14 protein-coding genes are annotated in these 16051 nt (G+C 68.7%); 7 read left to right on the forward strand and 7 right to left on the reverse strand.

The window, feature by feature from the left end; genetic code table 11:
- Nucleotides 1-36: 36 nt before the first annotated feature.
- Nucleotides 37-1518: a replicative DNA helicase gene (gene dnaB, locus ACF07V_RS29560; RefSeq protein WP_188267728.1), complete on the reverse strand. Its 1482-nt coding sequence runs from the start codon at nucleotides 1516-1518 to the stop codon at nucleotides 37-39.
- A gap of 423 nt (nucleotides 1519-1941) precedes the next feature.
- Between dnaB and ACF07V_RS29565 the strand changes: the two genes are divergently transcribed.
- Complete coding sequence (locus ACF07V_RS29565; RefSeq protein WP_392158744.1) at nucleotides 1942-3279, forward strand: MATE family efflux transporter; 1338 nt, start codon at nucleotides 1942-1944, stop codon at nucleotides 3277-3279.
- 92 nt (nucleotides 3280-3371) lie between these two features.
- Here the strand turns inward: ACF07V_RS29565 and rplI are convergent, their stop codons facing one another.
- The 4 genes from rplI to rpsF all read right to left on the reverse strand — a co-directional run bounded on the left by rplI (nucleotide 3372) and on the right by rpsF (nucleotide 5088).
- Nucleotides 3372-3818, reverse strand: a complete 447-nt coding sequence (gene rplI, locus ACF07V_RS29570) for a 50S ribosomal protein L9 (protein WP_053640001.1) — start codon at nucleotides 3816-3818, stop codon at nucleotides 3372-3374.
- An 18-nt stretch (nucleotides 3819-3836) separates the two neighbouring features.
- Nucleotides 3837-4073 (reverse strand): 30S ribosomal protein S18, encoded by a 237-nt coding sequence (gene rpsR, locus ACF07V_RS29575; protein WP_005315025.1) that lies wholly within the window; start codon nucleotides 4071-4073, stop codon nucleotides 3837-3839.
- Nucleotides 4074-4129: 56 nt separating this feature from the next.
- On the reverse strand, nucleotides 4130-4723 hold the full coding sequence (locus ACF07V_RS29580) for a single-stranded DNA-binding protein (RefSeq protein WP_392158745.1): 594 nt from the start codon (nucleotides 4721-4723) through the stop codon (nucleotides 4130-4132).
- 74 nt (nucleotides 4724-4797) lie between these two features.
- A complete protein-coding gene (rpsF, locus tag ACF07V_RS29585; protein ID WP_015034882.1) occupies nucleotides 4798-5088 on the reverse strand; it encodes a 30S ribosomal protein S6 in 291 nt (96 codons plus the stop codon).
- A 284-nt stretch (nucleotides 5089-5372) separates the two neighbouring features.
- Here rpsF and ACF07V_RS29590 point away from each other — a divergent pair, with 284 nt between their 5' ends.
- The 3 genes from ACF07V_RS29590 (at nucleotide 5373) to ACF07V_RS29600 (ending at nucleotide 8030) form a co-directional block, all read left to right on the forward strand.
- On the forward strand, nucleotides 5373-5687 hold the full coding sequence (locus ACF07V_RS29590) for a hypothetical protein (protein WP_392158746.1): 315 nt from the start codon (nucleotides 5373-5375) through the stop codon (nucleotides 5685-5687).
- Nucleotides 5688-5806: 119 nt separating this feature from the next.
- Nucleotides 5807-6925, forward strand: coding sequence for a peptidoglycan bridge formation glycyltransferase FemA/FemB family protein (locus tag ACF07V_RS29595; protein WP_086823884.1), 1119 nt, complete (start codon nucleotides 5807-5809; stop codon nucleotides 6923-6925).
- Nucleotides 6926-6998: 73 nt separating this feature from the next.
- Nucleotides 6999-8030 carry an alanine racemase gene (locus ACF07V_RS29600; RefSeq protein WP_392158747.1) on the forward strand — a complete coding sequence of 344 codons (1032 nt, stop codon included), beginning with the start codon at nucleotides 6999-7001 and terminating at the stop codon, nucleotides 8028-8030.
- An 85-nt stretch (nucleotides 8031-8115) separates the two neighbouring features.
- Here ACF07V_RS29600 and ACF07V_RS29605 read toward each other — a convergent pair whose 3' ends face one another.
- Nucleotides 8116-9636, reverse strand: a complete 1521-nt coding sequence (locus tag ACF07V_RS29605) for a glycosyltransferase family 87 protein (protein ID WP_392158748.1) — start codon at nucleotides 9634-9636, stop codon at nucleotides 8116-8118.
- 125 nt (nucleotides 9637-9761) lie between these two features.
- Complete coding sequence (locus ACF07V_RS29610) at nucleotides 9762-12494, reverse strand: transglycosylase domain-containing protein (RefSeq protein ID WP_392158749.1); 2733 nt, start codon at nucleotides 12492-12494, stop codon at nucleotides 9762-9764.
- A 369-nt stretch (nucleotides 12495-12863) separates the two neighbouring features.
- Between ACF07V_RS29610 and ACF07V_RS29615 the strand changes: the two genes are divergently transcribed.
- The 3 genes from ACF07V_RS29615 to ACF07V_RS29625 all read left to right on the forward strand — a co-directional run bounded on the left by ACF07V_RS29615 (nucleotide 12864) and on the right by ACF07V_RS29625 (nucleotide 16010).
- The gene (locus tag ACF07V_RS29615; protein WP_189804943.1) at nucleotides 12864-13544 is read left to right on the forward strand and encodes a PadR family transcriptional regulator; all 681 of its coding nucleotides are present in this window, start codon (nucleotides 12864-12866) and stop codon (nucleotides 13542-13544) included.
- 48 nt (nucleotides 13545-13592) lie between these two features.
- A complete protein-coding gene (locus ACF07V_RS29620; protein ID WP_359511499.1) occupies nucleotides 13593-14675 on the forward strand; it encodes an inositol-3-phosphate synthase in 1083 nt (360 codons plus the stop codon).
- Nucleotides 14676-14750: 75 nt separating this feature from the next.
- Nucleotides 14751-16010, forward strand: a complete 1260-nt coding sequence (locus ACF07V_RS29625) for an MFS transporter (protein WP_392158750.1) — start codon at nucleotides 14751-14753, stop codon at nucleotides 16008-16010.
- Nucleotides 16011-16051 lie beyond the last annotated feature (41 nt).

Raw genomic sequence — 16051 nt, forward strand, 5'->3', positions numbered from 1 at the left:
GCAACGCGATCACCGCCACGGTGCTTCCCGAGCGGATCAGGTCTGGGCCATGTCCACGAAACGTGAGTAGTGGCCCTGGAAAGCCACGGTGATGGTCGCCGTCGGGCCGTTACGGTGCTTGCCGACGATGATGTCCGCCTCGCCCGCGCGCGGTGACTCCTTCTCGTAGGCGTCCTCGCGGTGCAGCAGGATCACCATGTCGGCGTCCTGCTCGATCGAGCCGGACTCACGCAGGTCGGAGACCATCGGCTTCTTGTCGGTGCGCTGCTCGGGACCACGGTTCAGCTGGGAGAGCGCGATCACCGGCAGTTCCAGCTCCTTGGCGAGGAGCTTCAGGTTTCGCGACATGTCGGAGACCTCTTGCTGACGGCTCTCCTGCCGCTTGGAACCGCCCGACTGCATGAGCTGCAGATAGTCGATGATGACGAGCTTGAGGCCGTTGCGCTGCTTGAGCCGCCGGCACTTGGCCCGGATCTCCATCATCGACAGGTTCGGGGAGTCGTCGATGTACAGCGGGGCCTGGGAGACGTCCGGCATCCGGCGGGCGAGCCGGGTCCAGTCCTCGTCGGTCATCGTGCCGGAGCGCATGTGGTGGAGCGCGACCCGGGCCTCCGCCGAAAGGAGACGCATCGCGATCTCGTTGCGGCCCATTTCGAGGGAGAAGATGACGCTGGGCAGGTTGTGCTTGATGGAGGCCGCCCGGGCGAAGTCCAGCGCGAGGGTCGACTTACCCATGGCGGGACGGGCCGCGATGATGATCATCTGGCCGGGGTGCAGTCCGTTGGTGAGCGAGTCGAGGTCGGTGAAACCGGTGGGCACACCCGTCATCTCGCCGCTGCGGGAGCCGATCGCCTCGATCTCGTCGAGGGCGCCCTCCATGATGTCGCCGAGCGGCAGGTAGTCCTCGGTGGTGCGCTGTTCGGTGACCGCGTAGATCTCGGCCTGGGCCGAGTTCACGATCTCGTCGACGTCGCCGTCGGCCGCATAGCCCATCTGCGTGATCTTGGTGCCGGCCTCCACGAGGCGGCGCAGGACCGCGCGCTCGTGGACGATCTCCGCGTAGTACGAGGCATTGGCCGCGGTCGGTACCGACTGGACCAGGGTGTGGAGGTAGGAGGCGCCGCCGACACGGGTGATCTCGCCGCGCTTGGTGAGCTCGGCGCCGACCGTGATCGGGTCGGCCGGCTCGCCCTTGGCGTAGAGGTCGAGGATCGCCGCGTAGACGGTCTCGTGGGCCGGCTTGTAGAAGTCATGGCCCTTGATGATCTCCACGACGTCCGCGATGGCGTCCTTGGAGAGCAGCATGCCGCCGAGGACGGACTGCTCGGCGTCGAGGTCCTGCGGGGGAACGCGCTCGAAGCCGGAGAGCCCGCCGTCCCAGGGACCGTCGCCGCCCCGCTCGTGCTGGTCGTCACGCCCGCGGCCACGGCCGCGCCCCTCGCCTCGGGTACGGGTGGGCAGCCGGTCGCTCGGTCCGCTGTCGGCCCAAGGGTCGTCCATGGGCTCGGGAACGCTCACCAAGCCACCTCCTCCGTCCGCTCCGCGGACCTCGCCGTGCCACTCTTTCTTACGCCACGGCCTTGATCAAAGAGTGGCTTTGCGACCGCTTCTGGCGCGTCGGACGCCGGACCACGGTAGGCCCGCGGGAGGCGTCAGCCAATCTGGTTATCCACAGGCCCTGTGGGTGAAGGCCCAGATGCTGTGGAGAACTCGCCGGATCCTGTGCACGGAGCGGGGGACAGCCATGTGGACAAACTCATAACACCCCCACTCCCACGCATCTGACCTGCATGTTTCCCATCCACGGGCTGTGGGGGAGAAAAAGTTCTTCCCCTGGACCAAGATCAGAACAAACGGCCCACACCCGAAGCCCCGACCCAGCGGAAAGTAAGGAGCAGTAAGCGATTGCATCTCTTACCTGTGGAAGATTAGATTGTGCCCATGACTCAGGCCCCCGCGACCCCCAAGGCCGTCCGCCGACAGCACGACCGCGAGATCGTCTCCCTCGCCCTGCCGGCCTTCGGTGCTCTCGTCGCCGAGCCGCTGTTCCTCATCGTCGACAGCGCGATCGTCGGCCACCTCGGCACACCTCAGCTCGCGGGCCTCGCGATCGCCGCAGCCTTGCTCTCCACCGCCGTCAGCGTCTTCGTCTTCCTGGCCTACGCCACCACGGCCGCCGTCGCCCGCCGCGTGGGCGCGGGCGACCTCCCGGCCGCCATCCGGCAGGGCATGGACGGCATCTGGCTCGCGCTCCTCCTCGGCGTCGCCGTCGTCGCGCTGACCCTGCCCACCTCACCGTGGCTCGTCGACATCTTCGGGGCCTCGGACACCGCCGCCCCGTACGCCGTCACCTATCTCAGGATCTCCGCCCTCGGGATTCCCGCCATGCTGGTGGTCCTGGCCGCCACCGGCGTCCTGCGCGGCCTCCAGGACACCCGCACACCGCTCTACGTGGCCATCGCCGGCTTCGCCGCCAACGGCGCACTCAACATCGGCCTGGTCTACGGGGCCGGCCTGGGCATCGCCGGCTCCGCCTGGGGCACGGTCATCGCCCAGTGCGGCATGGCCGCTGCCTACCTCGTCGTGGTCGTACGGGGCGCCCGGCGCCACGGCGCCTCCCTGCGTCCCGACCCGGCCGGCATTCGCGCCTCCGCCCAGGCCGGCGTCCCACTCCTGGTCCGTACGCTCTCGCTCCGCGCGGTCCTGATGATCGCCACGGCCGTCGCCGCCCGGCTGGGAGACGCGGAGGTCGCCGCCCACCAGATCATCCTGTCCCTGTGGAGCCTGATGGCCTTCGCGCTCGACGCGATCGCCATCGCGGGCCAGGCCATCATCGGCCGCTACCTCGGCGCCGACGATGCCGACGGCGCACGGCAGGTCTGCCGCCGCATGGTCCAGTGGGGCGCGGTCTCCGGGGTGGTGCTCGGTGCGCTGCTCATCGTCACCCGCCCCCTGTTCGTCCCGCTCTTCACCGACGACACCACCGTGCAGGACACCCTGCTCCCCGCACTCCTGGTCGTCGCCCTCTCCCAGCCGATCTCCGGCGTGGTCTTCGTCCTGGACGGCGTCCTCATGGGCGCGGGAGACGGCCCCTATCTGGCCTGGGCCATGCTGCTCACGCTGGCCGTCTTCGCCCCGGTCGCGCTTCTCGTCCCGGTCCTCGGCGGCGGGCTGACGGCGCTCTGGTGGGCGATGACCCTGATGATGGCGGTCCGGATGGCGACCCTCTGGTTCCGGATGCGCTCCGGCCGCTGGATCGTCACCGGTGCCACCCGCTGAGCAGCGCATGTTTCACGTGAAACAGCGGAAGGGCCGCACCCCGAGGGGTACGGCCCTTCCTCACTGCTGAGCGCAGACTGCCAAGGGCAGCGTTACGCGGCGACGACCTCGACGCCGAGCTTCGCGGCAACCTCGGGGTGCAGACGCACGGACACCTGGTGCGAGCCCAGGGTCTTGATCGGCGAACCGAGCTCGACGCGACGCTTGTCGACGTCCGGGCCACCCGCGGTCTTGATCGCCGAGGCGATGTCGGCCGGGGTCACGGAGCCGAAGAGACGGCCGGCGTCGCCGGAGCGAACGGCCAGGCGCACCTTCGTGCCCTCGAGCTGGGCCTTGATCTCGTTGGCCTGCTCGATGGTCGCGATCTCGTGGATCTTGCGGGCGCGGCGGATCTGCGCCACGTCCTTCTCGCCGCCCTTGGTCCAGCGGATCGCGAAACCGCGCGGGACCAGGTAGTTGCGAGCGTAGCCGTCCTTGACGTCGACGACGTCGCCAGCGGCACCGAGGCCGGAGACCTCGTGGGTGAGGATGATCTTCATTTCTCGGTCACCCTTCCCTTATCGCGCGGTGGACGTGTAGGGCAGCAGCGCCATCTCACGGCTGTTCTTGACGGCCGTGGCGACGTCACGCTGGTGCTGCGTGCAGTTGCCGGTCACGCGGCGGGCACGGATCTTGCCGCGGTCGGAAATGAACTTCCGCAGCATGTTCGTGTCCTTGTAGTCCACGTACGCGGTCTTGTCCTTGCAGAACGCGCAGACCTTCTTCTTAGGCTTGCGCACAGGCGGCTTCGCCATGGTGTTTCTCCTGTGTGATCAAGAAGTGGGGGTACGAGCTGCTTCGAGGGCGTGCCCTAGAAGGGGGGCTCGTCCGAGTAGCCGCCGCCGGAGTTTCCACCCCAGCCGCCACCGCCGCCGCCCTGCTGGCCGCCGCCGGAGGGGCTGCCGGTCGCCCACGGGTCGTCGGCGGGAGCACCGCCGCCACCCTGCTGGCCACCGCCGCCGGAGTTTCCACCCCAGCCGCCACCGCCACCGCCGCCGCCCTGCTGGCCGCCGCCGCCGTATCCACCCTGGCCGCCTCGACCGGTGGTCTTGGTGACCTTGGCCGTGGCGTTCTTGAGGCTGGGGCCGACTTCCTCGACGTCCAGCTCGTAGACCGTGCGCTTGACGCCCTCACGGTCCTCGTAGGACCGCTGCTTCAGCCGGCCCTGCACGACGACGCGCATGCCTCGCTGAAGCGACTCGGCGACGTTCTCCGCCGCCTGACGCCAGACCGAGCAGGTGAGGAAGAGGCTCTCGCCGTCCTTCCACTCATTGGTCTGACGGTCGAAGGTGCGGGGGGTGGACGCGATACGGAACTTCGCGACCGCCGCACCGGACGGGGTGAAGCGCAGCTCGGGGTCGTCGACAAGATTGCCGACGACCGTGATGACGGTCTCGCCTGCCATGGGGGAACCTCTCGGCGGGTTTGCTTCTGGCTGCTGTGTTGCTACTCGAACCCGATGACCTCTGAGCTAGAAGCTCAGTGGGTCTCGGGACGGAGGACCTTGGTCCGGAGGACCGACTCGTTCAGGTTGAGCTGGCGGTCGAGCTCCTTGACGACCGCAGGCTCGGCCTGCAGGTCGATGACCGAGTAGATGCCCTCGGGCTTCTTCTTGATCTCGTAGGCGAGACGACGACGGCCCCAGGTGTCGACCTTCTCGACCTTTCCGTTGCCCTCACGGACGACGGAGAGGAAGTTCTCGATCAGCGGGGAGACAGCGCGCTCCTCGAGATCGGGGTCGAGGATGACCATCACCTCGTAGTGACGCATGTGGAACCCACCTCCTTTGGACTCAGCGGCCACGGTCGTTCCGTGGCAGGAGGGTCGTGATGCGTAAGCAACGGTATCCGCCACCACTGACAGTCCCCTCGGCGAGCGAGGAGCGCTGTCGGGGATCCCGGAGGGACCTGGGCAGACACCGGCGCAGCTGTACAGAGTACCCGCACATCGGCTTGCGGTTGAAATTCTCCGGGAAGGGGACGCAATCTGTACACAACGGATGTCGGCGGCGCTACGATGCGCCGCCTTCCCGCAGCCACGCCAGGAGGTGCCCCATGGCACAGGCAATGCGACCCGACCCCGGCCACTCCCTCTTCGCGACCGACGGCAAACCCCATCCGCTCCAGGACACCCTGATGGCCGTCACGCTGGTGATGGGAATCCTCTCCTTCGTCACGGCGCAGTTCGACAACCTCCATCTGCTGAGTTCCTGGTCGGGCCTGGTCGGCATCCTGACCGGCGCGTACGGACAGTTCATCTCCGTGACGACCCGCGAGCGCTTCCTGCTGATCCTCGGACTCGGCGCCTCGGCGTTCGGCTTCTACCTCGGAATGGCGCACGGCGGCCTCTTCGGCGGCGTCATCAGCTGAGCCCGACGGCACGTCAGGGCACACACACCCATTCGGGGCGCTCCCCGGTCACAGTAGGCTTCGGCGCGAGAGCCGGAGCCCCTGACCGATGGGGACACACCTGCCGAGGAGCGCCCCGCATGAGCCTGACCCTGAGGACCATCAGCCGTGAGCAGCATCTGGCATTCATCCAGAGCCAGCCCGCCGCGAGTCACTGCCAGGTCCCGGCATGGGCTGATGTGAAGACCGAGTGGCGCTCGGAGAACCTCGGCTGGTTCGACAAGTCCGGTGAGCTCGTCGGCGCCGGCCTGGTGCTCTACCGCCAGCTCCCGAAGATCAAGCGCTACCTCGCCTATCTGCCCGAGGGCCCGGTCATCAACTGGTACGCGCCGAACCTGGACGACTGGCTGCAGCCGATGCTGGCGCACCTCAAGCACCAGGGCGCCTTCTCGGTGAAGATGGGCCCGCCGGTGGTCATCCGCCGCTGGGACTCGACCGCCATCAAGGCCGGCATCCAGGACCCGGACGTCAAGCGCCTCAAGGACGTCGAGGCCACTCACATCGAGCCGCGTGCCTTCGAAGTCGCGGACCGGCTGCGGAAGATGGGCTGGCAGCAGGGCGAGGACGGCGGCGCCGGCTTCGGCGACGTGCAGCCCCGCTACGTCTTCCAGGTCCCGCTCGCGAACCGCTCGCTCGACGACGTCCTCAAGGGCTTCAACCAGCTGTGGCGCCGCAACATCAAGAAGGCCGAGAAGGCCGGTGTCGAGGTCGTCCAGGGCGGCTACGAGGACCTGGCCGAGTGGCAGCGGCTGTACGAGATCACGGCCGTCCGTGACCACTTCCGGCCGCGCCCGCTCTCGTACTTCCAGCGCATGTGGACCGTCCTCAACAACGAGGACCCCAACCGCATGCGGCTCTACTTCGCGCGCCACAACGGGGTGAACCTCTCCGCCGCGACCATGCTCGTCGTCGGTGGTCACGTCTGGTACTCCTACGGCGCCTCCGACAACATCGGCCGTGAGGTCCGGCCCTCGAACGCGATGCAGTGGCGGATGCTGCGCGACGCGTACGCCATGGGCGCCACCGTCTACGACCTGCGGGGCATCTCGGACTCGCTCGACGAGACCGACCACCTCTTCGGCCTCATCCAGTTCAAGGTGGGCACGGGCGGCGAGGCCGTCGAGTACGTCGGCGAGTGGGACTTCCCGCTGAACAAGCTGCTGCACAAGGCGCTCGACATCTACATGTCGCGCCGCTGACCGTTCCGTAGGCTTCGTAGTCTCGTACACATCTTTGATACACCGCTGCCGTCAGAAAGGTTCCGGGCCGGCCATGGCGCTCTCCCTCTACGTCGACACCGCTCGCTGGCGGGCGCACCAGAAGACCGTCATCGACCAGTTCCCCGCTCTCATCCCGGTCTGCAAGGGCAACGGGTACGGCTTCGGCCACGAGCGCCTCGCGGACGAGGCGTCGCGGTTCGGCGCCGACATGCTCGCCGTGGGCACCACGTACGAAGCCGCGAAGATCAAGGACTGGTTCGGTGGCGACCTGCTGGTCCTCACCCCCTTCCGCCGGGGTGAGGAACCGGTTCCGCTGCCCGACCGGGTGATCCGTTCCGTGTCGTCCGTGGACGGCGTCCACGCCCTGGTGGGCGCCCGGGTCGTGATCGAGTGCATGAGCTCGATGAAGCGGCACGGCGTGCGCGAGGAGGAGCTCCAGCAGCTCCACGCCGCCATCGAGGACGTCCGTCTGGAGGGCTTCGCCCTGCACCTGCCCCTGGACCGCCCGGACGGCACCGACGCGGTCGAGGAGGTCATCACCTGGATGGACCGGCTGCGGACCGCCCGGCTGCCGCTGCACACCATGTTCGTCAGCCACCTGCGGGCCGAGGAGCAGGCCCGGCTCCAGCAGCAGTTCCCGCAGACCCGCTTCCGCGCCCGCATCGGCACCCGGCTCTGGCTGGGCGACCACGAGGCCACGGAGTACCGGGGCGCCGTCCTCGACGTGACCCGGGTCGCCAAGGGCGACCGGTTCGGCTACCGCCAGCAGAAGGCCGCGTCGGACGGCTGGCTGGTCGTCGTCGCAGGCGGCACCTCCCACGGTGTCGGCCTGGAGGCCCCGAAGGCCATGCACGGCGTCATGCCGCGCGCCAAGGGCGTCGCCCGCGCGGGCCTCGCCACCGTCAACCGCAACCTCTCGCCCTTCGTCTGGGCCGGGAAGCAGCGCTGGTTCGCCGAGCCGCCGCACATGCAGGTGTCGATCCTGTTCGTGCCGGCCGACGCCCAGGAGCCCCGGGTGGGCGACGAGCTCGTGGCGCATCTGCGCCACACCACGACGCAGTTCGACCGGCTCGTCGAACGCTGAGCCGTCACGCGTCTCGGGCCGACCGGCCGAGAAGCACGCGTAAAAGCACTCACCCCCGGGAGCGGAACTCCCGGGGGTGAGTGCTTTACCGGTCGGTCGGGGCGGCCCACGGATCGTCGGGGTCGCCGGCGGTGCCCCAGCGCACCCTCTGCCCCTCCTCCACGGCCGGAGCGGCGTGCCGGGCCGGATGGGCCGCCCTGCCCGCCACGACGACGTCCTCGGCGCCGTCCAGGACGCCGCCCGAGGGGTCGTCCGCGCCGTCCTGCCGGACCGGGTCCTTCTCGGGCGCCAGGATGTCCCGTACGACCATCGCGCACAGGTACAGGGTGCCGAGCAGGTGCAGGACGATCGCGAACTGGTAGCCGTCCACGGGAAGGCCCTGCTTGTTGCCGCCGGTCGTGAAGGCCAGGTACATCCAGACGCCGACGAAGTACATGACCTCGCAGCCCTGCCAGACCAGGAAGTCGCGCCAGCGGGGCCGGGCGAGCGCGGCCAGCGGGACCAGCCACAGGACGTACTGCGGCGAGTACACCTTGTTGGTGAGCACGAACGCGGCGACGATCAGGAAGGCCAGCTGGGCGAAGCGGGGCCTGCGCGGCGCCGTGAACGCGAGGAACACCAGACCGGCCACCGCGGCCGCCATCAGCAGCAGCGCGTACAGATTGGCCCGCCCCGGCGTGATCACGTCACCCGTCCGCTGGCTGATCAGCAGCCAGACCGAGCCGAAGTCGACGTTCCGGTCCCGGCTGAAGAGGTAGAACTGCTTCCACCCCTCCGGCGCGAGCAGCATCACCGGCAGGTTCACGACCAGCCACGCCCCGGCCGCGCCGAGCACGGCGGCCCCGTACGCCCGCCACTTCCCGGCACGCCAGCAGAGCAGCAGCAGCGGGCAGAGGAGCAGTATCGGGTAGAACTTCGCGGCGGTGGCCAGGCCCAGCAGGATCCCGAAGGCCAGCGGCCGGCTCCGCGACCACATCAGGACGGCGGCGGCGGTCAGCGCGACGGCCAGTATGTCCCAGTTGATCGTGGCGGTCAGCGCGACCGAGGGCGCGAGCGCGACCAGGAGACCGTCCCAGGGGCGCAGGCGGTGCGTCCGGGCCACACAGACCGCGAGGACGGCCGCGCAGACCATCAGCAGGCCCGCGTTGACCAGCCAGTACCACTGCTCCCGCTGCGTCATGTCGCCGCCGCCCGGCGTCAGCCAGGCCGCGACCTCCATGAAGAGGCCGGTCAGGACCGGGTACTCCAGGAACGGTATGTCGCCGCCCAGCCGGTCGAAGTACGGGACCAGGCCGTCCGCGAAGCCCCGCCCGGTGAAGAGGTGCGGGATGTCCGAGTAGCACGCGTGCGTGTACTGGGAGGTCGTGCCCCGGAACCAGGCCCAGTTGTAGCAGGGCAGTTTCTGCACCATGCCGAGGGCGTACATGCCGAGGGCCACGAGCGCGATCACCCGCACGGGCGTCAGCTGCCCGGTGCCGGTCATCGCCCGGCGGCCGTAGGGGCCACCGATCAGTTCACTGCCCGCGGCGGCCACCTTGTCCCGGTGGGTGGGGATGACCGTCTGCGAGCGCTCCTGCGGTGCGCTCGACTTCTGGAGGCTCGGCATGGGGGACATCCTGCCGTACGTCCCCGGGAAAACGGCGAGGGCCGCCGCGGCCGGCCCGTACGGAAGGTACGGAGCGGACGCGGCGGCCCTCAGGACGTGCCCGGGTCATCCCTCGGGGCGAGGGATCAGGGGAAGGTCCCGAACCCTGGTTTCCCGTTGCCGTTGCCGCCGGAGCTGTCCGTTGGTGAGTCGGTCGGCGTCGGGGTCGTGGGTGCCGTGGTGGTGGGCTCCCCGGTGTTGCCGCCGGGACCGCCCGTGTTGTTGCAGTTGATGTCCCAGATGCTGCAGGTCGTCTTCCCCGGCTTCGGCGTCCTGGTCGCCGGGGGAGTCGTCGTCGGGGTGGCCGGCGGAGTCGTCGTCGGCATCGTCGACTCGGTGGGCGTCGGGGTGGCCGTCGGGGTCGGCGTCGGGCTCGCGGCGCCGCCACCGAAGACGGGCTTGGCGCCCTCCAGCTTCTCCGGCTCGGGGAAGTCCACGACCGCGTCGTCCTTCACGGCATCCGTCATGTAGTCCTTCCAGATCCGCGAGGGGAACGAAGAACCGTGGATCGTCGGCTGGTCACCCGTGCCGTACATCTTCTCGAACTCGCGACCCTGCTTCGACTCGTCGTCGTCGAAGCGGTACATGTCGATCGCGGTCGCCAGCTGCGCCGTGTAGCCCACGAACCAGGCCGACTTGTTGTCGTCGGTCGTACCGGTCTTGCCGGCCACCGCGCGACCCGGGATCCGCGCCTTGCGACCGGTACCCCGGTCGTCGTCGACGACGCTCCGCAGCACGTCGGTGACGTTGCTGGCGATGGCCGGGCTGAAGGCCGTCTGGGGCTTGGCCTTGTGCTTCCAGATCTCGCCGTCCCTCTTCACCTGCTCGACGGAGTAGGGCTCGTTCTGCTCACCCTGGTTGGCGAAGGTCGCGTAGGCACCGGCCATGCGGATGGCGCTGGGGCTGGAGACACCGAGGGAGAAGGAGGGCACATCGCCCTTGACCAGGGAATCCTCGCGGAGGCCGGCGGCCACGGCGGCGTCACGGACCTTGTCGATGCCGACGTCCATGCCGAGCTGCACATACGGCGAGTTGGCCGACTTGATCATGGCGTAGCGGAGGGAGATGGGGCCGTAGCTGGCGTTCTCGTCGTTGCTCTGCTTCCACTCCTCCCCCTTGTCGTCGAGCCAGATGTCCCCGTTGTACTTACGGATCGTCAGGTCGTCCTTGCCGTTGTAGAGGCTCTTGTCCGGGTCGAGGATCGTGCGCTCGGACGCGTCCTGGTCCGGCCCGAGTTCCTTGTTCCGGACGCCGTCCTTCATCGCGGCGGCGAGCACGAAGGGCTTGAACGTCGATCCGACCTGGGCACCCGTGCTGTCGGCGTTGCTCCGGAAGTGCTTGGTGGCGTCGACACCGCCGTAGAGAGCGACGATCTTCCCGGTCGCCGTATCGACCGAAGCACCGCCGAACTGGACGTGCGTGTCCGTCTTCGGGCGCTTCTTCGGGTCGATGTTCTCCTTGATGATCTTCTTGATCGCGGATTCCATCTTGTCCACCTTCGGCTTCTCGAAGGTGGTGTGGATCTCGTAGCCGCCGCGCTCCAGCTCCGCCTCGGTGATGCCGAACTGCTTCTGCAGGTTCACGTTGGCGGTGGCGACCAGGTAGCCGATCTGACCGCCCAGGTTGGCGCTCTTCCGGGGCGGCTGCACCGTGGGGAAGGTGGTGTACTTCGCCCGCTCCTCGGCCGAGATGCGCCCGTCCTTCTGCATCTCGTCGAGAATCCACGCCCACCGCGTCTTGGCCCGCTCGGTGTTCGCCTTCGCCGTGGCCCGGGGGTCGATCTCGGGGTAGCCGGCGGGGTCGTAGTACGTCGCGCCCTTCAGCACCGAGGCGAGCAGTGCCGACTCGCTGGCGTTGAGCTTCCCGGCGTCCTTGTTGAAGTAGGCACGGGCCGCCGCCTGAATGCCGTACGCACCACGTCCGTAGTACGAGGTGTTCAGGTAACCGGCCATGACCTGGTCCTTGGGGACCTCGTTGCCGACCTTCATGGAGATGAAGAGTTCCTTCACCTTCCGTGTGAGGGTCTGCGACTGGTCGTCCAGGCGGTTGTTCTTCACGTACTGCTGGGTGATGGTCGAACCACCCTGGGTCTCGCCGCCCTTGGCCATGTTCCACACGGCGCGGGCGATACCCATGGGGTCGACACCGGAGTCTTCCCAGAAGGTCTTGTTCTCCGCCGAGATCACCGCGTCCTGCATGGACTTCGGGATCTCCGCGAACTGGACGATCTGACGGTTGGCACCACTGCCCGTCGCGACCATCCGGGAGTTGTCGGACCAGTAGTAGATGTTGTTCTGCGAGACCGCCGTATCGGCTTCCTTGGGGATCTCCACCTGCGAGTACGCGATGTAGGCAACGCCCATCACACTCGCCACGCAGAACAGGAACGTGCCCGACACGAGCTTCCACGACGGCATCCAGCGACGCCAGCCGTACTTTCCGTAACGCGGGTAGTCGATGATCCGCTTCTTGCCCGGCGGGCGACCGCCGGAGCCCCGCCCCGGACCGCTGCCGCCGCCACCGCCACCGCGCCGACCCCCTCCGGGACCGCCGGGGCCGCCGGGGCCACCCGGGCCCGCGTCGGCGCCCCTGCGCCGGCTGCCGCGCTGGGCAGCCCGGCGGGCCTCCGCGCGCCCGCCGTAGGGACGCTGCTCCTCTCCATGAGAGGAGGGAGGACCGTACGAGGCCGAAGGGGCCCCCATACCGACGTCATGGGCCGGGGCCGACCTGCGGCCCGGCTGCTGGGCAGCGCGCCGTGCCGCCGCGCGACCGCCCGTCGGCGGCTGCTGCGGCGGCATTTTGCGACGATGCTCGCTCATCGAACGACTACTCCTCGGGCAGGCGCGTACGCCTGGAAGCGGCAGTTGAGTTCCGGTCCCCCCGAAATGCGCACGGCGGAACCCCATTGGAGGCCCCCCCGTACCGCAGCCGGTCACCCGCAGCACTGACGCCCCAGGGCATCGCTCGGTTCCCGGTGGTCTGCATGCCGCACAGACTACGCACGGCCAAAACCCACCTACGGCCGGACTTCACCCCAAATCAGGCAAGTCGAACGCTGTGAATTGACGATGTGACGCCGGTCACTGCACCCCCGCTTGTCCGGACAGGGAGGCCGTTCTATCGTGCTGATGTATCGAGTCGATACATCAGCACGGCATAAGGGCCGACGGCGGAGGAGGAGGCGACGGATGAGCAGACGCTCGGGCATCCTCGAGTTCGCCGTTCTCGGCCTGCTGCGCGAGGCCCCCATGCACGGGTACGAGCTGCGGAAGCGCCTCAACACCTCGCTGGGCGTCTTCCGGGCCTTCAGCTACGGAACGCTGTATCCCTGCCTCAAGACGCTGGTCGCCAACGGCTGGTTGATCGAGGAGCCGGGCAGCGCCCCCGAGGAGGCCCTCGCCGCTTCACTCGCAGGACGCCGGGCCAAGATCGTCTACCGGTTGACCCCGGCAGGTAAGGAGCACTTCGAGGAGCTCCTCTCCCACACCGGCCCGGACGCCTGGGAGGACGAGCACTTCGCGGCCCGCTTCGCCTTCTTCGGGCAGACCGAGCGCGAGGTGCGGATGCGCGTGCTCGAAGGCCGCCGCAGCCGGCTGGAGGAGCGCCTGGAGAAGATGCGCGCCTCGCTGGCCCGGACACGCGAGCGCCTGGACGACTACACGCTTGAGCTGCAGCGCCACGGCATGGAGTCCGTGGAGCGCGAAGTGCGCTGGCTGAACGAGCTCATCGAGAGCGAGCGGGCAGGGCGGGATCAGCGATCCGGCCCCGACGCCCCCGCTCTGCACGACAACGATTCTGGAGAGACGGGCGGCCTGCCCCGGCACGGGGGCAGTACCCGGCCGGATCCGTCCGACGACACCGCCAAGTGAAACCCTGCGCACCGCAGGGCTTCCACGATCACACAGGGAGCAACCGGAATGGGTTCGGTTCGCGTAGCCATCGTCGGCGTGGGCAACTGCGCCGCCTCGCTGGTGCAGGGCGTCGAGTACTACAAGGACGCCGACCCGGCGACCAAGGTGCCCGGCCTGATGCACGTCCAGTTCGGCGACTACCACGTCCGTGACATCGAGTTCGTCGCGGCCTTCGACGTCGACGCGAAGAAGGTCGGCCTCGACCTCTCCGACGCCATCGGCGCCAGCGAGAACAACACCATCAAAATCTGCGACGTCCCGAACAAGGGCGTCACGGTCCAGCGCGGCCACACGCTCGACGGTCTCGGCAAGTACTACCGCCTGACCATCGAGGAGTCCGCCGAGGAGCCCGTCGACGTCGTCCAGATCCTCAAGGACCGCCAGGTCGACGTCCTCATCTGCTACCTGCCCGTCGGCTCCGAGGACGCGGCGAAGTTCTACGCGCAGTGCGCCATCGACGCCAAGGTCGCCTTCGTCAACGCCCTTCCGGTCTTCATCGCCGGCACCAAGGAGTGGGCGGACAAGTTCACCGAGGCGGGCGTCCCGATCGTCGGCGACGACATCAAGTCGCAGGTCGGCGCGACCATCACGCACCGCGTGATGGCGAAGCTGTTCGAGGACCGTGGTGTCCGTCTTGAGCGCACGATGCAGCTCAACGTCGGCGGCAACATGGACTTCAAGAACATGCTCGAGCGCGACCGCCTGGAGTCCAAGAAGATCTCCAAGACGCAGGCCGTCACCTCGCAGATCCCGGACCGCGAGCTGGGCGAGAAGAACGTCCACATCGGCCCGTCGGACTACGTGGCCTGGCTGGACGACCGCAAGTGGGCGTACGTGCGCCTCGAGGGCCGCGCCTTCGGCGACGTCCCGCTGAACCTCGAGTACAAGCTCGAGGTGTGGGACTCCCCGAACTCCGCCGGTGTCATCATCGACGCCCTGCGCGCCGCGAAGATCGCCAAGGACCGGGGCATCGGTGGCCCGATCCTCTCCGCGTCGAGCTACTTCATGAAGTCCCCGCCGGTCCAGTACTTCGACGACGAGGCCCTGGCCAACGTCGAGAAGTTCATCAAGGGTGAGGTCGAGCGCTAAAGCGCCGCACGCTTGTCGATCGAGGGTCCCCGAGCCACTGCCCGGGGGCCCTCTTCGTATGTGAGTCTTGCTGCCATGTCCGTCGTACGTGATCTGCGCGTACTCCTGCGCCTGACGAACTTCCGCCGCCTGCTCGCCGTCCGGCTGCTCTCCCAGTGCGCCGACGGTGTCTACCAGGTGGCCCTGGCCACGTACGTCGTCTTCTCCCCCGAGAAACAGACCTCCCCCGCCGCGATCGCCTCCGCGATGGCGGTGCTCCTGCTCCCGTACTCGCTCGTCGGCCCCTTCGCGGGAGTGCTCCTCGACCGCTGGCAGCGCCGTCAGGTCTTCCTGTACGGAAACCTCCTGCGCGCCCTGCTCGCCTGCGGGACCGCCGTCCTCGTCCTCGCCTCCGTACCGGACTGGCTCTTCTACGCCTCCGCCCTCTCCGTGACCGCCGTCAACCGGTTCGTCCTGGCAGGGCTGTCGGCCTCCCTCCCCCGTGTCGTCGACGAGGAACGGCTCGTCGTGGCGAACTCGCTCTCGCCGACCGCGGGCACCCTCGCCGCGACCCTCGGCGGCGGTCTCGCCTTCGGTGTCCGGCTCATCGCCGACAACTCCGACGCGGCCGTCGTCGCCTTCGGAGCCGTGCTCTATCTCTGCGCCGCCCTCGCCTCCCTGCGGATGTCCCGGGAGCTCCTCGGCCCCGACGCCGACGTCACGCCACAACCCCTCGTCTCAGCCCTGAAGTCGACCGCCCACGGTCTGGTCGCGGGCCTGCGGCACCTCGCCGAGCGACGCCCCGCCGCCCGGGCGCTCGGCGCGGTGGCCCTCATGCGTTTCTGTTACGGCGCCCTGCTCGTCACCGTGCTCATGCTCAGCCGCTACGCCTGGAGCTCCACGGAGTCCGAGGGCCTGGGACTCCTCGGAATCGCCGTCGCCGCCTCGGGCGCCGGCTTCTTCGCGGCTGCCGTCCTCTCCCCCTGGGCGGTGGGCCGCTTCGGCCCCTTCGGGTGGATGACGGTCTGCACGGCCGCGGCCGCCGTCCTCGTCCCGGCGCTCTGCCTGACCTTCACCCCGACCCCCTTCCTCGTCGCCGCCTTCCTCCTCGGGCTCATCACCCAGGGAGCCAAGATCGCGACGGACACGGTGGTCCAGACGGCCGTGGACGACTCCTATCGAGGCCGGGTCTTCTCGCTCTACGACGTGCTGTTCAACGTCGCCTTCGTGGGCGCGGCGGGCGTCGCGGCCCTGATGCTGCCGCCCGACGGCCGGTCGCCCCTTCTGGTCGTGCTGGTGGCCGTGATCTACGCGGTGCTCGCGGTGGTCCTGCACCCGGAACGCCAGGAGGGGTGATGTTTCACGTGAAACACCACCCCTCCAGAGCGTCGAGCGGT

The sequence above is a fragment of the Streptomyces sp. NPDC015661 genome (assembly GCF_043077765.1).
Classification (GTDB): Bacteria; Actinomycetota; Actinomycetes; order Streptomycetales; family Streptomycetaceae; genus Streptomyces.